This window comes from Acetobacter sp. (assembly GCF_047721705.1).
In the GTDB taxonomy this organism is placed as follows: Bacteria; Pseudomonadota; Alphaproteobacteria; order Acetobacterales; family Acetobacteraceae; genus Acetobacter.
Genome location: NZ_JBDNXK010000173.1, coordinates 1 through 2,731 on the forward strand (window position 1 = coordinate 1; position 2,731 = coordinate 2,731).

The 2,731-nt window shown below is 58.5% G+C and carries 4 protein-coding genes; 3 read left to right on the forward strand and 1 reads right to left on the reverse strand.

The annotated features are described in order from the left end of the window. From ABF824_RS16205 to ABF824_RS16215, 3 genes are all read left to right on the forward strand, one after another. Positions 1-333 (forward strand): acetyl-CoA carboxylase biotin carboxyl carrier protein (locus ABF824_RS16205; RefSeq protein WP_415489982.1); only part of this gene is annotated, 333 nt, incomplete at its 5' end. After that, on the forward strand, positions 330-1,697 hold the full coding sequence (accC, locus tag ABF824_RS16210) for an acetyl-CoA carboxylase biotin carboxylase subunit (RefSeq protein WP_415489983.1): 1,368 nt from the start codon (positions 330-332) through the stop codon (positions 1,695-1,697). The genes ABF824_RS16205 and accC, both read left to right, overlap by 4 nt. Beyond that, complete coding sequence (locus tag ABF824_RS16215; protein ID WP_415489984.1) at positions 1,694-2,155, forward strand: acetyl-CoA carboxylase biotin carboxyl carrier protein; 462 nt, start codon at positions 1,694-1,696, stop codon at positions 2,153-2,155. The genes accC and ABF824_RS16215 overlap by 4 nt, the downstream gene beginning before the upstream one ends. Before the next feature lie 151 nt (positions 2,156-2,306). On the opposite strand, the gene ABF824_RS16220 is transcribed toward ABF824_RS16215, so the two are convergent. Further along, a partial coding sequence (locus ABF824_RS16220) for an aminotransferase class I/II-fold pyridoxal phosphate-dependent enzyme (protein WP_415489985.1) occupies positions 2,307-2,731 on the reverse strand: 425 nt, incomplete at its 5' end.

Below are 2,731 nucleotides of genomic sequence, written 5' to 3' on the forward strand. Positions count from 1 at the left end.
GGGAATAACAGCGCGGCGCTCCCTTCGTCCCCCTCACCTGCGTCCCCTCTTCCCGAGCGGAAGGTGGACGCTCCTGCTCCAGCAGCCTCACCGGCTGCGGAGCGACTCATTTCCTCTCCCGCATATGGGGTTTTTCATCTCTCCCCGTCGCCCGGAGCCCCGCCTTACGTGACGGTGGGAGACACTGTCGAACCCGGCCAACAGATAGGACTGGTTGAAGCCATGAAAGTCTTCAATGCCGTCAAGGCAACCGAGGCTGGTCGGATCGAGAACATTCTCGTGGCAGACGGTGAAGAAGTTGAGGCAGGCTCACCCCTGTTCCGCCTGGCATGAGCACCGAACGACGCTTTGGCAGAGTGCTGATCGCCAACCGGGGCGAGATTGCCCTGCGTATCCAGCGTGCCTGCCGCCAACTCGGCCTTGAAACCGTTGCCGTCTATTCCGAGGCTGATGCGGACAGCCGCCATGTGCATGAAGCGGATATTTCGCTCTGCATCGGCGCACCAGCCGCCGCCCGCAGCTATCTCGACCCAGAGGGACTGCTTCTGGCCGCACGGATGACCGGCGCCACGGCCATTCATCCCGGCTACGGCTTTCTTTCGGAAAATGCCGATTTTGCCGATGCGGTCGAAGCCGCCGGTCTCACATTCGTCGGCCCAACCGGGGCTTCGATCCGGATGATGGGTGACAAGATCACGGCCAAACGCACCATGCAGGCCGCTGGCGTTCCCTGCGTGCCGGGCTCCGATGGTCCGCTGCCTTCCTCCCCCGATGAGGTGCTGGCCCTTGCTGAAAAGGTCGGTTTCCCTGTCATCGTCAAGGCGTCTGGCGGCGGTGGCGGACGTGGCATGCGCGTAGTCCATAAAGCAACCGATCTTGCCGAAGCTGTCGCGCTGACCGCCAAGGAAGCGCAGCAGGCCTTCGGTAATCCGACGCTGTATCTTGAACGTTTCATGCAGAAGCCGCGTCATATCGAGATTCAGGTGCTGTGCGATACGCACGGAAAAGCCCTGTGGCTCGGGGCGCGGGACTGCTCCCTGCAGCGCCGTCACCAGAAGGTGCTGGAAGAAGCGCCCGCTCCCGGCATCGATCCCGCCGTCATCGCCGAGATCGGTGAACGCTGCGCTGAGGCTTGCCGTAGAATCGGCTATCGCGGTGCGGGAACGTTTGAGTTCCTGTATGAAGACGGCGTGTTCGCATTCATCGAGATGAACACCCGTGTGCAGGTCGAGCACCCGGTGACGGAACAGATCACCGATATCGATATCGTCGCCGAACAGTTGCGTATCGCTCAGGGTGAACCGCTGAAGATCAGTCAGGAAGACATCGTTTTCCGTGGTCATGCCATCGAATGTCGCCTGAACGCGGAGGATGCGTTCACGTTCCTCCCTTCCCCCGGCACCGTCACGCGGTGGGATCTTCCCGGAGGTCCGGGCATCAGAATCGATACGCATGTTGTCGCGGGCTATACAATTCAGCCTTACTATGATTCGCTGATTGGCAAGATCATTGGCTACGGCGCAACCCGCGAAGAAGCGATCGCCCGTCTACGCGTTGCTCTGGCGGAGATGAAAGTGGAAGGTGTCTCCACCAATATCCGTCTGCACGAAGATCTTCTCGCTGATCCCCATGTGCAGGAAGGCGGCATGGATATCCATTTCCTTGAGAGATGGCTTGAGGAAAGGATGGCATCATGACCGGAACATCGTCACTGCTTCCGTCGTTTGACTCGGTGTCTGACCCTGATGACATCGGTAAAATCGCGGATCTTCTGGTTAAAGCCGGTCTGGAAACACTGGAGCTTTCGAATCAGGAAGGCTCCCGTCTGTTCATAAAAGTTTCCCAGCCACAGTCCTGCCAGCATGAGCAGTCTCCTTCTTCCGCACCGCAGGTCAGCGCGCCTGAGACGGCTGCCTCGGTCAAGACACCATATTTCGGGCTACTGAGTTATACGCATCCATTGCGTGAAGAGCCGTTTGCCCCTGTGGGCTCCAGAGTTCAGAAAGACGATGTCGTCGCTCTTCTGACCCTTGAGACTCTCCAGATTCCCGTTCTTGCTGGAGCAGACGGAGAAGTAACGGAAATCACCGCACAGGCAGGCACGCTGGTTGGGTTTGGCACCACGATCATGAAGATCGAACCTGCTTCAGCCTAAGCAGTCTTCCTGTTGAAAAAACTTGCGGCCATCTGATTTCCATCAGATGGCCGTTTCGTTTTTTACGCCTTCAAAGCAGAAAAGGCCCCGAATGATCGGGGCGTCCTCTGCACGCCATGGAACTCATGGCGACCTCCATGCTTTTCCCGCGTTATTTCAGCGACAGAACGAATTCCTCAATCCGGCGGCATCCTTCGCGCAGCGTCTCTACGCTCGTGGCGTAAGAGATACGGAAGAACGGGCTCATTCCGTAAGCCGCCCCCTGCACGGTCGCCACCTGCTTTTCTTCCAGAAGTGCCATCACGAAATCCGTGTCGGTCTTGATGTGACGACCTTCCGGCGTCGTTTTGCCCATACACGCGCTGATCTCGGGATAGACATAAAACGCACCCTGTGGCGTGTGGCACTCCACACCCGGAATGGCGTTCAGGAGACTGACCACGAGATCGCGCCGCCCCTGATATTCAGCCGCACGATCGCGAAGAAAATCCTGCGGCCCTTCAAGAGCAGCCACTGCCGCTGCCTGTGCAAGGGTATTGATACCGCTGGTCGACTGTCCCTGCATATTGTTCATGA

Bases quoted from the DNA above. Each gene is read 5' to 3' on its own strand.
- accC (WP_415489983.1), top strand. From the start codon at position 330: ATGAGCACCGAACGACGCTTTGGCAGAGTGCTGATCGCCAACCGGGGC.
- ABF824_RS16215 (WP_415489984.1), top strand. From the start codon at position 1,694: ATGACCGGAACATCGTCACTGCTTCCGTCGTTTGACTCGGTGTCTGAC.